Annotated in this window: 15 protein-coding genes and 1 pseudogene; 4 read left to right on the forward strand and 12 right to left on the reverse strand. The window is 32.1% G+C overall.

Features of this window, described 5'->3' with window-relative positions; all coding sequences use genetic code 11:
- Positions 1–1,012: 1,012 nt before the first annotated feature.
- Positions 1,013–1,273 carry a hypothetical protein gene (locus tag HMPREF3046_RS07640; RefSeq protein ID WP_070718295.1) on the reverse strand — a complete coding sequence of 87 codons (261 nt, stop codon included), beginning with the start codon at positions 1,271–1,273 and terminating at the stop codon, positions 1,013–1,015.
- Between the two features lie 145 nt (positions 1,274–1,418).
- Here HMPREF3046_RS07640 and HMPREF3046_RS11365 point away from each other — a divergent pair, with 145 nt between their 5' ends.
- Both HMPREF3046_RS11365 and HMPREF3046_RS07645 read left to right on the forward strand, forming a co-directional pair.
- Positions 1,419–1,595, forward strand: a complete 177-nt coding sequence (locus tag HMPREF3046_RS11365; protein WP_160312156.1) for a hypothetical protein — start codon at positions 1,419–1,421, stop codon at positions 1,593–1,595.
- Positions 1,596–2,214: 619 nt separating this feature from the next.
- Positions 2,215–2,826 (forward strand): CPBP family intramembrane glutamic endopeptidase, encoded by a 612-nt coding sequence (locus HMPREF3046_RS07645; RefSeq protein WP_070718297.1) that lies wholly within the window; start codon positions 2,215–2,217, stop codon positions 2,824–2,826.
- Between the two features lie 716 nt (positions 2,827–3,542).
- On the opposite strand, the gene HMPREF3046_RS11230 is transcribed toward HMPREF3046_RS07645, so the two are convergent.
- Positions 3,543–3,728, reverse strand: a complete 186-nt coding sequence (locus HMPREF3046_RS11230) for a hypothetical protein (RefSeq protein WP_141755530.1) — start codon at positions 3,726–3,728, stop codon at positions 3,543–3,545.
- 81 nt (positions 3,729–3,809) lie between these two features.
- Between HMPREF3046_RS11230 and HMPREF3046_RS07650 the strand changes: the two are divergent.
- Positions 3,810–4,025, forward strand: a pseudogene (locus HMPREF3046_RS07650) (tyrosine-type recombinase/integrase); the annotation flags it as partial.
- A 96-nt stretch (positions 4,026–4,121) separates the two neighbouring features.
- On the opposite strand, the gene HMPREF3046_RS07655 reads toward HMPREF3046_RS07650, so the two are convergent.
- The 5 genes from HMPREF3046_RS07655 to HMPREF3046_RS07675 all read right to left on the reverse strand — a co-directional run bounded on the left by HMPREF3046_RS07655 (position 4,122) and on the right by HMPREF3046_RS07675 (position 8,793).
- Complete coding sequence (locus HMPREF3046_RS07655) at positions 4,122–5,201, reverse strand: branched-chain amino acid aminotransferase (protein ID WP_070718302.1); 1,080 nt, start codon at positions 5,199–5,201, stop codon at positions 4,122–4,124.
- A 174-nt stretch (positions 5,202–5,375) separates the two neighbouring features.
- On the reverse strand, positions 5,376–6,332 hold the full coding sequence (locus tag HMPREF3046_RS07660) for an NAD-dependent epimerase/dehydratase family protein (protein WP_070718308.1): 957 nt from the start codon (positions 6,330–6,332) through the stop codon (positions 5,376–5,378).
- A 258-nt stretch (positions 6,333–6,590) separates the two neighbouring features.
- Positions 6,591–7,544 carry an ornithine cyclodeaminase family protein gene (locus HMPREF3046_RS07665; protein ID WP_070718310.1) on the reverse strand — a complete coding sequence of 318 codons (954 nt, stop codon included), beginning with the start codon at positions 7,542–7,544 and terminating at the stop codon, positions 6,591–6,593.
- Between the two features lie 312 nt (positions 7,545–7,856).
- Positions 7,857–8,276, reverse strand: a complete 420-nt coding sequence (locus HMPREF3046_RS07670; protein WP_064207444.1) for an NUDIX hydrolase — start codon at positions 8,274–8,276, stop codon at positions 7,857–7,859.
- A gap of 4 nt (positions 8,277–8,280) precedes the next feature.
- Positions 8,281–8,793 carry a GNAT family N-acetyltransferase gene (locus tag HMPREF3046_RS07675; protein ID WP_064207443.1) on the reverse strand — a complete coding sequence of 171 codons (513 nt, stop codon included), beginning with the start codon at positions 8,791–8,793 and terminating at the stop codon, positions 8,281–8,283.
- 479 nt (positions 8,794–9,272) lie between these two features.
- Between HMPREF3046_RS07675 and HMPREF3046_RS07680 the strand changes: the two genes are divergently transcribed.
- Complete coding sequence (locus HMPREF3046_RS07680; protein ID WP_070718313.1) at positions 9,273–10,439, forward strand: M20 family metallopeptidase; 1,167 nt, start codon at positions 9,273–9,275, stop codon at positions 10,437–10,439.
- A gap of 182 nt (positions 10,440–10,621) precedes the next feature.
- Here the strand turns inward: HMPREF3046_RS07680 and tuf are convergent, their stop codons facing one another.
- The 5 genes from tuf to HMPREF3046_RS07705 all read right to left on the reverse strand — a co-directional run bounded on the left by tuf (position 10,622) and on the right by HMPREF3046_RS07705 (position 15,522).
- On the reverse strand, positions 10,622–11,806 hold the full coding sequence (gene tuf, locus HMPREF3046_RS07685) for an elongation factor Tu (RefSeq protein ID WP_017175321.1): 1,185 nt from the start codon (positions 11,804–11,806) through the stop codon (positions 10,622–10,624).
- Positions 11,807–12,015: 209 nt separating this feature from the next.
- The gene (gene fusA, locus HMPREF3046_RS07690; RefSeq protein ID WP_070718315.1) at positions 12,016–14,097 is read right to left on the reverse strand and encodes an elongation factor G; all 2,082 of its coding nucleotides are present in this window, start codon (positions 14,095–14,097) and stop codon (positions 12,016–12,018) included.
- Between the two features lie 121 nt (positions 14,098–14,218).
- Entirely contained in the window at positions 14,219–14,689 is a 471-nt protein-coding gene (gene rpsG, locus HMPREF3046_RS07695; RefSeq protein ID WP_001137495.1) for a 30S ribosomal protein S7, read from the reverse strand.
- A 69-nt stretch (positions 14,690–14,758) separates the two neighbouring features.
- Positions 14,759–15,172, reverse strand: a complete 414-nt coding sequence (gene rpsL, locus HMPREF3046_RS07700; protein ID WP_064207440.1) for a 30S ribosomal protein S12 — start codon at positions 15,170–15,172, stop codon at positions 14,759–14,761.
- Positions 15,173–15,261: 89 nt separating this feature from the next.
- Positions 15,262–15,522 carry a ribosomal L7Ae/L30e/S12e/Gadd45 family protein gene (locus HMPREF3046_RS07705; protein WP_064207439.1) on the reverse strand — a complete coding sequence of 87 codons (261 nt, stop codon included), beginning with the start codon at positions 15,520–15,522 and terminating at the stop codon, positions 15,262–15,264.
- Positions 15,523–15,544 lie beyond the last annotated feature (22 nt).

The following is a 15,544-nucleotide window of genomic DNA, read 5'->3' on the forward strand; positions in this document are numbered from 1 at the left end:
GTTATTTATATTCCGGAACAATAACTCTCCAGTAATAAATATATTTTTTATGTATTTATGACTATTTATAAATATTGTTATATTAGGTTTACTTAGTGTTATCTTTACTTATATTTAGTATATATTTTTAAATAACGTATTCAAAATAAAAAACGCCACTCGTAAGTGACGTTTAAAACATATATTTAACTTGTCCGTGCGCTAACTCTTTAATACTTTTACCTTTATTCCATACATATACTTTTTTCAAACTTATTTAAAGTAAGATAAATATATAGCTACACTAACCATGATTAATGCAATTACTCCATGTAATATTAAATTTATCATTATCATTTTTCTATTCATATTTTCATTGCGGTTCATTCTTCTATAATTCATATTATACAAAAGTGTATTAATCACAGAATACATGAGTATAAACAATATCCCTAATAGAATAGCAACATATATATTCAATATGACTCACCTCAATAGTTTTTTAAGTCCATTTCACTGTATACTGTATTACTTATCTCAACGCAATATAATGCTTCTCTCAGCGTCTTAAAATGTAAAAAACGTCATCTTTAAGTGACGTTTTAAATGGCATATCCACATAGTTTACTCAAAAATCAAACGCTATTAGAATAATTTTAAGCGCTAAGATTAAAAAATGTAGTGACATTTATCAAAATTAAATTACTTTTAATAATTCATTAGATATTTTTGTACATATTATTAATCTATATTTCAGGATATAAACGATTAAAAATTATTACTTAATTACTAGATATGATTTTAATTTAGACTTCTAACTATATACTAACATTCTTTATTCGATTACTTGCACGATTAGTCTGATTTTCTTTATCAGAAAAAATAAATTTATTAAAGCGTCCGGAACATAAAGTTTCTGGATTCATTGTATTTGAGGTAGAAAATATACTTCATTGGACAACAAAGGTTAAGTATATAACTTATTTATATATTAAACATTACTTACCTAATTAAACTACGCAACCATAAGTAACTATTTATTCTCTTTTTTTCTTCTCTTACTTAATTTATATATCAAATAAATAACTACAACCGTAATCGTAAATAAGTCAAAAGACGATAAAAGTGATTTACCAAAAGATTGCTTTATCCAAAAGAAGCGAATTAGAAATAATAAAATTGATTGTATTATTAAAACAAAGAACATATTAATAACTGGTTTATCTTTAATGAAGTTATACACAATATAAGCCATACAAACAATAGTTATGATTAACATTAAAGTTTTTGCCATTGCTAATACTCCTTTTTAACTTTACATTAGCATATCAGTGTATTATTTGTATTTTAATAATTTCACTGCGCACATTTGCGCCACGAGATCACATTAGATAATATATTATAAAATTATAGATAATATTAAAAATTGAGGTGTATAAATGAAATATAGATTAATTGCAGTCGTAATATTCGCTATAATCGTTCTTATTGCTACTTTTTATATTCAACCTATGCTTAATACAGATAATCAATTAATTAACTTATTTTATATTGTATTTTTATTTGTTGTTGGTGCTATTTTAGGATATATAGGGCGTCGTTTAGATAATAAATAGCTGCGTTGCCATTTTGACTACGCAGAGAAGTCCCAAACGGCTTTTCTGAAGCACTAAACTAGTACTTCAGATTAGATAACCAACATGTCTGTTTTCCATTTATATTCTATTGATCGGACATTTTGGCTGTATTCGTCTTAATTTAGAGAACGAATATTTTCTTTTTCTAATGCACTAACTTAGTGCGTCAGCCTTTGTATTAATTAATAGGCTCATATTTGAGCCGATTAAAAGAAACGGTAATTAGTCCAACCGACCCACATTTGGATTGGTTAAACCACTTCCCTATTTTAAGGTACTGGTTATAAGCATACTTTTAAGTCCATTTGTTTTTGTATGAAATGTAAAATTTTGACAATTTATAAATAAAAAGACTGCACCCAAAGGATACAGTCAGTTTATTAAAGGATACTCGATCTGAGTAGTAAGTTTAGTAGCTGCATTTATTATCTTATAAAAGGCTCTAAATGTAAATAGAAAGCGCTTACTTTTGCGTTTTAAAAAATTTATATGTCGTATTTACATTTCTTTTTCATCTCTGTATTATTTCTATATAGTATCAAGACAAGAAGAAACTCGTTTCTCTCGTTTCAAAAAAACAAAAAAGAAAGGTGGAAATATGAAAAAGTTAGAAGATAAATCACAGATTACACTAATAATACAGTCACTAATTACTATCATCTTATTTTTTATCTGTGAAATGCTATTTTTTACATACCTAACTAAACCTATATTTTACCTAATAGCCATAATTTGTTTATTCCTAACTCTTGGATTATGTACTTTTTTTAAGTTTAATTTATTTTCCTTCAAAAGTTTAAAGAAAAAAGAATTAGCTATAATCATAATTAGCTTTCTAATTCTGGAAATATCAACATTTTTAATAACTAGCTTTGCTTCTATACCTGCTAACGAAAGTGGATTAAACGAAGCAGTTAATCATTCAAAATTCTTCATAGCAATAATTACATTAGGGATTTTTGGACCGATAATAGAAGAATGTATTTTTAGAGGAATTTTAATTAAAGTTATGTTTCAAAAAAAACAATGGCTAGGTGTAATAGTATCTATAATTTTATTTACGCTTTCTCATGGTCCAACAAACGTAACAGATTACATAATTTATAGTATCCCAGCAATCATTTATTCAATAAGTTACTATAAAACTCAAAGATTAGAGATACCGATCATAATTCATATATTAAATAATTTATTAGCAACTTTATATTAATATCGCTTTATTCCAATTGCTTTATTGACCTTGAGCCTCCGAACCCTTAACAAACCCAAAACTTGTCGAATGGTCAGCTTAATAGCTCACGCTATGCCGACATTCGTCTGTAAGTTTAGTTAAGGATTCTTCTCAACATCAATAAATTTTCTCGGCATAAATACATATTTTAATTATTAATTATTTCATAAATCAAAAGTAAAATTGACGATATTAAAAGTAATACGCTAGATAAAACCTCTAATTTTTTATCCTTTTTATCACTCACTGTATTTTTTATAAGCGCCACAATTGCAATTAATATTAAAAGCGTACAAAAAATATGAATAACCAAAAAGATGCCTCCCTTTTAGTAAAACTTATCACAAGAACTACTTAAATCTTAAAATACCCTTGTTTGCAATTTTAAGGTACTTTTTAGAGCGTTCAAGGGTATTTTATATATTTTTTTTTATACCCAAAACGATTTAATGGCTCTTAAAACACAAATGAGAGTCAAATTTAAAAATCAGAAAAACAAACCTTTACTCTAGATACTAACAAATTAAATTCTTATTTAATACTTAATATACAAAACGCGTAATTAATCTTTACACATAGTCTATAAGTATTTCTAAACGTCTGATTATAGCTTCACATTTACGTAATATACTTGTTTTACTTATGCTGAAGTAATCGGCTATATCTTTCTAATCGTAACAGTCAATCGTACACACCTAATATCTAAAGCGCATAATCTCTTTAGCTTCATTGTCCGCTTCATCTATTAATTGATTTAAATCATTAACTATATTACACAATCTCTCATACTTATTTTTCATACCTATGCTGTTTGTTTCACTGTTAGTATCATTTAATAATTCAAAGTGAGTAAACTTCATCTCTTTTCGATATTGCTCCATACATTCTATAATATATTTGAATATGCCGTTATGTTAAAAATATACTAAATTGTCTAAAAATAAGAAATAAAAGCAATGGATAAAATATGTAAAAAATATAACTTTAAAAAAATTAAAATTCATGGTTTTAGACATACTCATTGTTCATTATTATTTGAAGCGGGCTTATCTATTCAAGAAGTGCAAGATAGACTCGGACACGGCGATATTAATACAACAATGGATGTTTATGCTCATATTACCGAAAAACCACGCGAAAAAGTTGTTGAGAAGTTTGCTAATTATATTAGTTTTTAACAATAACGTATTCAAAACGTATTCAATTTATAATCACTAAAAAAACAACAAGCTAGAAACCGCATAGTTATAACGTTTCTAGCTTGTTGTTACAAGTTATTTATATTCCGGAACAATAACTCTCCAGCCATGTTTATCTTCTAATTTACCACTTTGGATACCAGTGTATGTGTCATATAATTTTTTAGTGATTTCGCCAGGTTCATTATGATTAATCACAATTTCTCTATCTTCATATTTTAATGTACCTACTGGAGAGATGACCGCTGCCGTACCAGAACCAAATACTTCTGTTAATTCGCCTTTATCGTAAGCTTCGAATAATTCATCAATAGATACTTTACGTTCTTCTACTTCATAGCCTAATTCTTTTGCTAATTCGATAATTGATTTACGTGTAATACCAGGTAAAATACTACCATTTAACGCAGGAGTTACTAATTTGCCATTTTCAACAAAGAAAATGTTCATACTACCTACTTCTTCAACATATTTTTGTTCAACGCCGTCCAACCACAATACTTGATCATATCCTAAGTTATTCGCATTGGTTTGTGCTAATAAACTTGCTGCATAGTTACCTGCTACTTTAGCAAAACCTACACCCCCACGAACTGCACGTACATATTCATCTTCAACATAAATTTTTGTTGATTTTAATGTATCACCACCGTAGTAAGCACCTGATGGAGATAAGATAATTAATAATTTATATTTTTTAGAAGCACGAACACCTAAAATACCTTCTGTAGCGAATACGAATGGACGGATATATAAAGATTGCCCCTCGCCTTCTGGTACCCAATCACGTTCGATATCAACAAGTTGTTTCAAACCATCTAATAATAATTCTTCATCTACTTTAGGCATTTCTAAACGCGCCAATGAATCATTGATACGTTTGAAGTTTTGATCTGGACGGAATAATACGACCTCACCATTATGTTTATATGCTTTTAAACCTTCAAATACAGCTTGACCATAGTGTAAACTTTGTGCTGCTGGAGAAATTTCAAACGGTGCATAAGGAACAATTTTTAATTCTTGCCAACCGCCTTTTTCTTCATCATAATCTACACTTAACATATAGTCAGTGAAATATTGCCCAAATCCAAGATTTCCTTCTGGTTTTTCTTTAAGTGTGCCACGTTGCTCAAATTTAACTTTTTCTGACATGTTGAAGCCTCCTAATATATTTCATGAATAAGATTTAATATAAATTATAGCAATCTCATATAGTCTATTCAATAAATTTTCTAAAAATTCAAACTAAATAAAAAATGAAACCCTTTTCTTTTTTTACACTCTAAAAGAGAGTCAAATTTCGAAGGCACCTTTTTAATTATGAACTTATGTCTTTTCTTTATTTTCTTTAATCGCTTGTATCATTGTTTCTGTCATTTTAGCTAAATGATACTTTGGATTAAAGCCCCATTCTTTTCGAGAATAACTGCTATCAATACTATCTGGCCATGCATCTGCAATCGCTTGTCTTACTGGATCGACATCATAATCTAATGTAAATTCAGGAATATGATTTTGAATTTCTTTCTTAATCATCTCCGGTTCAACACTCATTGCGCTTAAATTATAACCATTGCGTGTTACAAGTGTCTTACTATCCGCTTCCATAAGTTGAATAATCGCATCAATGGCATCGTCCATGTACATCATATCCATATAAGTATGTTTAGCGATATAGCTCGTGTAGTGACCATATCTAACCGCTTCGAAATATATTTCTACTGCATAATCTGTAGTACCTCCCCCTGGCTCTTTGACATGTGAAATGAGTCCTGGAAATCTTACACTACGTGTATCAACACCAAATTTTTTAAAGTAATATTGGCATAATAATTCACCTGCAACTTTATTTATCCCATACATTGTGGTCGGTTGTTGAATCGTATTTTGAGGTGTGTTTTTCTTAGGTGCAGACGCTCCAAATACCCCAATTGAGCTTGGCATAAAGAAATGTAAGTCATACATTCTTGCAGTTTCTAAAGCATTCATTAACCCCCCCATATTTAAATCCCAAGCCTGCAACGGTTCTTTTTCAGCTGTTGCAGAAAGTAATGCAGCCATATGCATAAGTGTATCTGCTCTAAAGTCTTCTACTACAGCCATCATTGCGTCACGATCTGTTACATCAAGTAATTCAAATGGACCATCACTAATCAATGAATGTGGTTCTAGCTCTTTAATATCAGTGGCTAATACATTATTTTTCCCATATAATTTTCTACATTTTAGTACCAATTCAGTTCCTATTTGGCCTAGTGCTCCTGTAATTACAATTCTCTTCATTGTCATTTCTTCTTTCGTCTTATATATCCTAATAGTGTCTTTTTAGAACTCCTCATATTCATAGATTCACTATATTATAACAATGCATACACATATCATTAAATCGTACGTTTTGTTTGTTAATTATTTTTAAAAGGAGGCTAATATGAAGAAATATTTTGTATCACTCTTATTGATTTTCTTTATATAATAAAAATACCGTATCAGTCATGTCTACATTATAACTGATACGGTATCTATGTTTTATACAGTATATGGTTAATTATTTTGTTGAGCTTTTTTATAAAAGTATTGTGCCACTACTATATCTACAATAGCTAAACCTACTGATTTAAATACTGTCACTTCTTCATTATCATCACGTCCAGATATTTTTCCACTTACAATATCTCCTAGTTCACCATGTAGTGATCGCTCAGTAAGGATGCCTTCTTCTAATGGTACTTTTAAATCACCTGTTTCTTCCATTGCTGCTTCTGTAGATTCAACAACGATTTTATTAGCAATCAACATCGTTTCTGAAGGTAATTCTTGCATTTCAGGTTTAAATGAACCTACTGCATTTAAATGAACGCCTGGATGTAATGAATGAGAATACACCGGTTTATTTGAATTTGTAGCTGTCACAATAATATCTGCGTTTTCCATGGCTTGATCTGCTTCATCGAAGACTTTTGTTGGCACATGATACGTTTGTTTTATAAATTCAGCCAAATTTTCAGCTTTAGCTCTTGTACGACTCGAGATATGAAGCATTTCAATATCTCTTACTGCTAATATCGCTGCAATGAGCCCCTCAGCTTGATCTCCAGCGCCAATCACACACAATGTTTTTGCATCTTCACGCGCTAAATATTTTGTAGCTACACCAGAAATGGCGCCCGTACGAATCTTAGTTAAATAACTACCATCAAGTACAGCAAGGGTTTCTCCTGTATCATAATCGCTCAGCAAGACTGACCCAGTAATTGTTTTTTTATCTAGTTTAGGATTATTAGGTGCGAAAGTGACTGTTTTAATACCGACAATATTTAATTCATCTGATAAAGCTGGCATCACTAAATATCTATTTTCTTTATTAAAAGGTAACACATAACGTAATGGCGTTTCAGTTTTTCCTTCTGAAAACACCTGTAACGCATGACCGACTTCCTCAATAACTTCTTTCATATCTAATAAGTTTTGTTGATCTTGTTCATTTAAAACGAGCATTTCATAGACCTCCGCTATTTGGATATTGTTAAATAATAAATTAGAAGTAGCAATCCTTCAATTCAATCATTATATATTCTAATCCACTGACTATTAATATTTTTTATAGATGTTATTAACTTATTATTGTGATGATATAAAATTGATGATATCTTAATATTATAAATAAAAGGTACAATTTATATAGTAAAGTGCCTTGCGATTTCATAACAATATGAAACTATTTATAAACTTTTGACACCCATCACTTTTCTTATGAGAAAAGTGATTTTTTTATATCTTCCTATAAATGATTGCTATAATATCTGTGTTTCAATCTATAACACCTTCATTATAATAGGTCGCTTTATTATCTAAAAATACTTTTAAACTGTGATTATAGTATGTAAGATTTTGGTCTGCTTCTTCGATGGTCATCCATTTTGTTTCTGAAATTTCATCTTTCATTTGTATATCTATGACTTCATTTTTAATTGTAGCTTTAAACATAATAAATAATGTGTGTACATTCATTTGAGTGGATTTACCTTCATTAATACTTACGATATCTCCAATCTTAGCATTAAGACCTGTTTCTTCCATTACTTCACGTTTCAAAGCTTCAATTAACGTTTCTCCCTTTTCTACCTTTCCTCCTGGTAATGACCATCCCCCGCCATCTGTATTATTAACAAGTAATACTTTTCTTTCTTGATTTTGTATAAGCGCATATACGACTTTTAAATCTTTCACAGTTTCACCTTCCATCATTTGGAATTTCAAATCGACTTACTGGCTGGCCGTTTTTTTTAATATACGAATTAATTTCATATCCTCCATGTTTTTTTATTACTTTTTGTGAAGCATCATTATAAGGATGACATGTCATCAATACTTTATGTATCCCCATTTTATTTAGCCTTTTTAGTGCTTCTTCTAACATGCTTGAAGCATAACCATTTCCTCTGTATGGTTTGGCAACGCCATAGCCTACATGTCCTCCAATGTTTTTTAATTTATCATTAAGTTCATGACGAATATTTACTGCACCAACAATCTCATTATTTTTAAAATAAAATAATGTTGTAGAAGGAACGGTATCTATATTTATGGGTGGATGATGCAATTGTTCTACCATTTGTTCAAAAGATTGATAATGTGCTACATCGACATTAGATGGAATAATGTTCTCATTGTTATCATACCAATATTGTAAATATCGAATTAAACTTTCTTTGTCTTTATATTCTAGTTTTCTTAATTCAAGCATGCCTACCCCTCTTTTTTACAATTAGTGTACCACTAAAAATGAAAAACAATCCATTTATACAATCAAACTAATAGATTACTCAAATTAATTAAATGCTTATTTAATAATATTTAACCCTTTTCCAATTTTTTGATACTTTAAGTGCATGATCTAACATTTTTAATGCGTGCTACATAATCACCTACGACACCGATAGCTTTAGAGAATGTACCAATTTAGAAATTACTTTTATCTTGTAAGCCTAAATGTTTACTATTCCTACATCTTATCTATTACAACTGAACCATGTGCATCATCTTTTCTCTTTTGTTATTGATTCATCATCATTTATTATCATCATAATCATTTTATGTTATAAGACAATTCATTCATTTAATATCTGTTAGTCTGTCTTTTATTAAAATTATAATGAGTGACTACTGAGTTTTAGTAGAATTTGTTATACTAAAACTCATAATAATTAGGAAGAAGTGGTCAATGTGTTTGATTGGTTTCAATTAGCCAGTGAAAAAGAAAATAGAATGATTCAAATGCGTCGTTATATGCATCAATATCCAGAGCCTTCATTTGAAGAAACGTGGACACATAACTACATTCTCAATCAGTTAAGTCATTTAGACTGTGAGATTGTGTCACCTGTAGGACGAAATGGTATCAAAGCAACTTTTAAAGGAAAAGAAAATGGTCCAACTATTGCATTTCGTGCAGACTTCGATGCATTACCAGTCCAAGAATTAAACGAAGTTCCATATAAATCTAAAAACGATGGTTTTATGCATGCATGTGGTCACGATGGTCATACCGCTATTTTATTAGGTGTTGCTGAAATTGTTCACGAACATCGTCACTTATTAAAAGGAAATGTTGTATTTATTTTTCAATATGGTGAAGAGATTATGCCAGGTGGCTCTCAAGAAATGATTGATGATGGCTGTTTAAAAGATGTTGATAAAATTTATGGTACTCATCTTTGGAGTGGTTATCCTACTGGTACAATTTATTCAAGACCAGGTGCAATCATGGCTTCTCCAGATGAATTCTCGATTACTATTAAAGGTAAAGGAGGACATGGTGCTAAACCTCATGAAACAATTGATCCAATTGTCATTATGGCTGAGTTTATACTAAGTGCTCAAAAAATCGTTTCTCGTACCATTGATCCTGTAAAAGAAGCAGTATTAACCTTTGGTATGGTACAAGCAGGTTCTTCTGATAGTGTTATTCCAGATTCGGCATTTTGCAAAGGGACCGTACGTACATTTGATACAGAACTACAAGCTCATATTCAAGAGAAAATGGAAAAGTTATTACAAGGTCTTGCATTAGCGAATGATATCACTTATGACATGGAATATATTAGAGGGTATTTACCAGTTCATAATCATGAAGAAGCTTATGAAACAGTTAAACAAGCGGCAAATGATTTACATTTACGTTTTAATAAATCAGAATTGATGATGATTGGTGAAGACTTTTCACACTATCTAAAAGTCCGACCTGGCGCATTTTTCTTAACCGGATGTGGTAATACTGACAAAGGTATTACAGCCCCACATCACAATCCACATTTTGATATTGATGAATCATCATTTAAATATGCTGCAAGTGAATTTCTTAAAATCTTAGAACTTGAAAGAGTTTTTTAATTTATTGTTAAATATGTATCGTAAATCTTAGAATATAAACGATTGAAACAGCTCATAGATAGTATTTATCTATGAGCTGTTTTATTAATATTTTTTACTAAATGAAAGCACAGTAAACTTATGTCTTATTTTCAAATAAAAAAAGACTCCCAATAAGGGAGCCTTTCATATCAAATAATAAATTATTCGAAGATTTCAGTTACAACGCCTGATCCTACAGTACGTCCACCTTCACGGATTGAGAAACGAGTACCGTCTTCAATCGCGATAGGAGCGATTAATTCTACTGTCATTTCAACGTTGTCGCCAGGCATTACCATTTCAGTACCTTCTGGTAAGTTAACAACACCAGTTACGTCAGTAGTACGGAAATAGAATTGTGGACGATAGTTAGTGAAGAATGGAGTATGACGTCCACCTTCATCTTTTGATAAAACATATACGTCTGCTTTGAATTTTGTGTGAGGTGTAATTGAACCTGGAGCAGCTAATACTTGACCACGTTGTACATCTTCACGAGCAACACCACGTAATAAAGCACCGATGTTGTCACCAGCTTCAGCGTAGTCTAATAATTTACGGAACATTTCTACACCAGTAACAGTTGTTTTAGAAGTTTCTTTGATACCAATAATTTCAACTTCTTCACCAACTTTGATTTGACCACGTTCAACACGGCCTGTAGCAACAGTACCACGACCAGTGATTGAGAATACGTCCTCAACTGGCATCATGAATGGTTTATCAGAGTCACGTTCTGGAGTTGGAATATAATCGTCAACTGCTTGCATTAATTCTAAGATTTTTTCTTCGTATTGAGCATCGCCTTCTAAAGCTTTTAAAGCTGAACCAGCGATTACAGGTACGTCGTCACCTGGGAAGTCGTATTCAGATAATAAGTCACGTACTTCCATTTCAACTAATTCTAATAATTCTTCATCGTCAACCATGTCAACTTTGTTTAAGAATACTACTAATGCTGGTACACCAACGTTACGTGATAAAAGAATGTGTTCACGAGTTTGTGGCATTGGACCATCAGCAGCAGATACTACTAAGATACCGCCGTCCATTTGAGCAGCACCAGTGATCATGTTTTTAACATAGTCAGCGTGTCCTGGGCAGTCAACGTGAGCATAGTGACGTTTGTCAGTTTGATATTCGATGTGTGCAGTATTGATTGTAATACCACGTTCTTTTTCTTCTGGAGCGTTATCAATCATATCATATGATTGTGCTACAGTATCACCATTTTTAGCTAATACAGTTGCGATAGCAGCTGTTAAAGTAGTTTTACCATGGTCAACGTGACCGATAGTACCAATATTGGCATGTTCTTTTGAGCGATCAAATTTTTCTTTTGCCATTATTAAATCTCTCCTATTCTAGTTAAGTTATTTCAATATTATCTCTCATGATAGTTACTCACTATCATGAGACATAATGATTGTTCTAAAAAGAATTCATAGTTCTTTTATAATGCATTTTGGATAAAAAATCAATTCATAAAGATGAATGCTTAATTAATAAGCTCAAGCTGTATTTTACCTAGATTTTTTAGTTAAAACAAGTTATATTATTCACCTTTATTTTTTTTGATAATTTCTTCGGCAATTGATTTTGGAACTTCTGCATAATGATCAAAGTACATAGTGTAAGTACCGCGACCTTGAGTGTTAGAACGTAATGAAGTTGCATAACCAAACATTTCTGAAAGTGGTACATAAGCGTTAACAACTTGTGCATTACCACGTGGTTCCATACCATCAACACGTCCACGACGAGCTGTTACGTCACCCATGATATCACCCATATATTCTTCAGGCATTTCGATTGTAACTTTCATCATTGGTTCTAAGATAACTGGATCACATTTTTTAGCAGCTTCTTTAAGTGCTAATGATGCAGCAATTTTGAAGGCCATTTCTGATGAATCGACATCATGGTATGAACCATCAAATAATTTAGCTTTAACATCAATTAATGGATAACCAGCTAATACACCGTTTTCCATAGCATCTTTAAGACCAGATTCAACTGATGGAATGTATTCACGAGGAACTACACCACCAACGATAGCGTTTTCGAATTCGAAACCTGCGCCAGTTTCATTTGGAGTGAATTCAATATGAACATCACCATATTGTCCACGACCACCTGATTGACGAGAGAATTTACCTTGAACTTGAGCAGATTGTTTAAATGTTTCACGATATGAAACCATTGGTGCACCTACGTTACATTCAACGTTGAATTCTTTTTTCATACGGTCTACTAAGATATCTAAGTGTAACTCACCCATACCGCCGATGATAACTTGTCCAGTTTCTTCATCAGTATGTGCATGGAAAGTAGGGTCTTCTTCTTGTAATTTAACTAAAGCTTGAGTCATTTTATCTTGGTCAGCTTTAGACTTAGGTTCTACTGATAAGTGAATAACTGGTTCTGGGAATTCCATTGATTCCAAGATAATGTCATTTTTCTCACCACATAAAGTGTCACCAGTACCTGTTTCTTTAAGACCTACAGCTGCAGCGATATCTCCTGAGTAAACAGTATCAATTTCTTGACGAGAGTTCGCATGCATTTGTAATAAACGACCTACACGTTCACGTTTGTTTTTTGTTGAGTTTTTAACGTATGAACCAGATGTTAACATACCTGAATATACACGGAAGAAAGTTAATTTACCAACATAAGGGTCAGTCATAACTTTGAATGCTAATGCTGCGAATTCGCCATTATCGTCAGCTTTTGCAATGACTTCTTCATCAGGATTTTCAGCACGATGACCTACGATAGGTTTAACATCTAATGGTGATGGTAAGTAATCAATTACTGCATTAAGCATTAATTGAACACCTTTGTTTTTGAATGCTGTACCACAAAGTACTGGGTAGAATTCTACGTCAGTAGTTGCTTGACGGATAGCATTTTTTAATTCAGCTACTGAAATTTCTTCGTCACCAAGATATTTTTCCATTAATTCGTCGCTAGTTTCTGCAACTGCTTCGATTAAGTTAGAACGAGCTTCTTCTGCTCTTTCTTTGTGATCGTCAGGAATTTCAATTTCTTCAATTTCTGTACCTAAGTCATTTGTATATTTGAAGCATTTCATTTCAACTAAGTCGATGATTGCTTCAAATTCATCTTCGGCACCAATTGGTAATTGGATAGGTGCTGCATTTGCTTGTAAGCGATCATGTAATGTGCTTACTGAATACTCAAAGTTTGCACCAAGTTTATCCATTTTGTTAACGAATACAATACGAGGAACACCATAAGTAGTAGCTTGACGCCAAACAGTTTCAGTTTGAGGTTCTACACCTGATTGAGCATCAAGTACAGTAACCGCACCATCAAGTACACGTAGTGAACGTTCAACTTCTACAGTGAAGTCTACGTGTCCTGGTGTATCGATAATGTTAACACGGTGGCCTTGCCAAGAAGCTGTTGTTGCAGCTGATGTGATTGTAATACCACGATCTTGTTCTTGTTCCATCCAGTCCATTTGTGAAGCACCTTCATGTGTTTCACCAATTTTGTGGATACGACCTGTATAATAAAGAATACGTTCAGTCGTTGTAGTTTTACCAGCATCGATGTGAGCCATGATACCGATATTACGAGTGTTTTTCAAAGAAAATTCTCTAGCCATTGTTTTTCTCCTTCCAGTTATTACTGAATAAGTACTATAGAATATGGCGATGCCCTAAGCATGAACCATTTTACTTGGTAAACCAATATGACGGAACACACTCAGGGTTAAAGCTTTAATCTTACCAACGATAGTGAGCGAATGCTTTGTTCGCTTCAGCCATTTTGTGAGTGTCCTCACGTTTTTTGACTGCACCACCTGTATTATTAGCAGCATCTAAGATTTCGTTAGCTAAACGATCTTCCATAGTTTTTTCACCACGAAGACGAGCATAGTTTACTAACCAACGTAATCCTAAAGTCGTACGACGTTCTGGGCGCACCTCAACAGGTACTTGGTAGTTTGAACCACCTACACGACGCGCTTTTACTTCTAATACTGGCATAATGTTGTTAATAGCTTCTTCGAATACTTCTAAAGCATCACGACCACTGCGTTGTTCTACAAGGTCAAATGCAGAATAAAGAATTCTTTGTGCTGTTCCGCGTTTACCATCTAACATAATTTTGTTAATTAATTTTGTAACTAACTTAGAGTTATGAATTGGATCTGGTAATACGTCTCTTTTAGGTACTGATCCTTTACGAGGCATTATAAAGTCCTCCCTTCCTATTATAGTATATTCTTAAAAATTAATAGTAAAATTTACACAATCTTAAACTTAATTTTTAGGTTTTTTAGTTCCGTATAATGAACGTCCTTGTCTACGTCCATCTACACCTGAAGTATCAAGTGCACCACGTACAATATGGTAACGCACACCAGGTAAGTCTTTTACACGTCCACCACGTACAAGTACAACACTGTGTTCTTGTAAGTTATGGCCGATACCAGGAATGTAAGCGTTGACTTCAATGTTGTTTGATAAACGCACACGAGCGTATTTACGTAATGCTGAGTTAGGTTTTTTAGGTGTCATTGTGCCTACACGAGTACAAACACCACGTTTTTGAGGTGAGTTTAAGTTAGTAAATTGTTTCTTTTTACTATTGAAACCTCTGTTTAACGCTGGTGAATCTGATTTTTTAGATTTACTTTGTCTAGGTTTACGTACTAATTGGTTAATAGTTGGCATTGAATGTCCTCCTCTCTTCATTTTTTAATTCCACACATCCAGGTGGTTCATTTTTAGGTTAAATAAAATTTAGTAAGTGTAAAAACTTACTAATTCTCATTCAATAACGCAACAATTGTCGCATTAACATTAATACCTACTGCTTTTCCTAAAGCCGATTTGCTTTCGAAATAAGTAATCGGTATGTTTTTATGACTGATTTGGCTAAATACTTGAGATAATAAATATATCTCAACATCTTTAGCAATAATCAATGATGCCACTTGATCTTTTTTCAACGCTTTTAACGTTTGTTTAAGACCAACTACAAAATGTTGTTTGTTAAAGCGTGCAACTTTTTCATTAGACATTAAATATCCTCCAAAGTTCTGC

Origin of the sequence: Staphylococcus sp. HMSC070D05 (assembly GCF_001815595.1) — a bacterium.
Taxonomy (GTDB): Bacteria; Bacillota; Bacilli; order Staphylococcales; family Staphylococcaceae; genus Staphylococcus; species Staphylococcus hominis.

What these genes read in the sequence shown, in the direction of transcription:
- rpsG (WP_001137495.1), bottom strand. Translation starts at nt 14,689, where the DNA reads ATGCCTCGTAAAGGATCAGTACCTAAAAGAGACGTATTACCAGATCCA.
- HMPREF3046_RS07660 (WP_070718308.1), bottom strand. Translation starts at nt 6,332, where the DNA reads ATGAAGAGAATTGTAATTACAGGAGCACTAGGCCAAATAGGAACTGAA.
- HMPREF3046_RS07675 (WP_064207443.1), bottom strand. Translation starts at nt 8,793, where the DNA reads ATGCTTGAATTAAGAAAACTAGAATATAAAGACAAAGAAAGTTTAATT.
- HMPREF3046_RS07655 (WP_070718302.1), bottom strand. Translation starts at nt 5,201, where the DNA reads ATGTCAGAAAAAGTTAAATTTGAGCAACGTGGCACACTTAAAGAAAAA.
- HMPREF3046_RS07645 (WP_070718297.1), top strand. Translation starts at nt 2,215, where the DNA reads ATGAAAAAGTTAGAAGATAAATCACAGATTACACTAATAATACAGTCA.
- rpsL (WP_064207440.1), bottom strand. Translation starts at nt 15,172, where the DNA reads ATGCCAACTATTAACCAATTAGTACGTAAACCTAGACAAAGTAAATCT.
- HMPREF3046_RS11230 (WP_141755530.1), bottom strand. Translation starts at nt 3,728, where the DNA reads ATGGAGCAATATCGAAAAGAGATGAAGTTTACTCACTTTGAATTATTA.
- tuf (WP_017175321.1), bottom strand. Translation starts at nt 11,806, where the DNA reads ATGGCAAAAGAAAAATTTGATCGCTCAAAAGAACATGCCAATATTGGT.
- HMPREF3046_RS11365 (WP_160312156.1), top strand. Translation starts at nt 1,419, where the DNA reads ATGAAATATAGATTAATTGCAGTCGTAATATTCGCTATAATCGTTCTT.
- HMPREF3046_RS07705 (WP_064207439.1), bottom strand. Translation starts at nt 15,522, where the DNA reads ATGTCTAATGAAAAAGTTGCACGCTTTAACAAACAACATTTTGTAGTT.
- HMPREF3046_RS07665 (WP_070718310.1), bottom strand. Translation starts at nt 7,544, where the DNA reads ATGCTCGTTTTAAATGAACAAGATCAACAAAACTTATTAGATATGAAA.
- fusA (WP_070718315.1), bottom strand. Translation starts at nt 14,097, where the DNA reads ATGGCTAGAGAATTTTCTTTGAAAAACACTCGTAATATCGGTATCATG.
- HMPREF3046_RS07640 (WP_070718295.1), bottom strand. Translation starts at nt 1,273, where the DNA reads ATGGCAAAAACTTTAATGTTAATCATAACTATTGTTTGTATGGCTTAT.